The organism is Oleiphilus sp. HI0086, assembly GCF_001635225.1.
In genome coordinates this window covers 1-841 of the sequence record NZ_LWFZ01000163.1, presented here as the reverse complement: position 1 = coordinate 841, position 841 = coordinate 1, and the positions used below count along the sequence as shown (strand labels likewise).

The window sequence follows — 841 nt, the reverse complement described above, 5'->3', positions numbered from 1 at the left end:
ACGCTTTTAGTTCTTGGATGCGCTGACTGTCAATTGCACTTTTTGCAACGTAATACAGTAAATTCTTTAGTAAGTCCGTCGGTAAAGGCTTCGCTAGAATGGTCTGCGGTTCATCGATCATCAGTTTTATTTGGTGATCGAGCTCACGCAAGAGTTGCTTTGTTGCAGAGCTGATACCTTCTTCATCGCCTCGAATAGCATCGAGGAAACCAACGGCTACCCACCAGATTTTTCCAATGGGTGTTCCCTGGCAAAATTTCTCGAGACGAGATACGACTTTATAAAGGTAGGAAAAGTTTTCAGCAAGATCCTGATTTCTAATGACGCCAGCAAGAGAGAACTGAAACATCTGTCGAAGTTTACGCAAGTTGGCAATAACTTGTTCGTCCTGCATACGCTGATTGTGCGCAATGTCGGGTGTTATCGCCGCCGCAGATAAGTCAGGCGTAAATAAGGAGGTGTCAGATAATAAAGGCTGGCCCTGCAGAGCACGAAGATCATTTAATATTGGAAGCAGTACCACAGGCAAGTCACGCTGCCCTTTTTGTATATGCTCCAGATAGTTCTCAAGTTGCAGCAAAGAGTCCATTAAGACTTCTAGAGCTTCCTGTACACTGGCGACCTTGTCTTCAATCAATGCCTGGCATAGTTTCTCCATTTCTTCGGCGAGTAAAGCAGCGCCGTAGAACTCTACCATTTGAAGCGTACCGTGAACTTGATGAATATAATTCAAGCAGAAGGTAATTTGAGGCGTGTCTTCTTTGTTCTCGACATAAGCCTCCAACGCTATTTGAGCTTGGGACAATGTTTGTTTAATTTCGCCTTTAACCCAGTCTAAGGC

1 protein-coding gene is annotated in these 841 nt (G+C 44.5%); it reads right to left on the bottom strand.

Features of this window, described 5'->3' with window-relative positions:
• Positions 1–841 (bottom strand): Hpt domain-containing protein (locus A3756_RS02230; protein ID WP_197481113.1); only part of this gene is annotated, 841 nt, incomplete at both ends.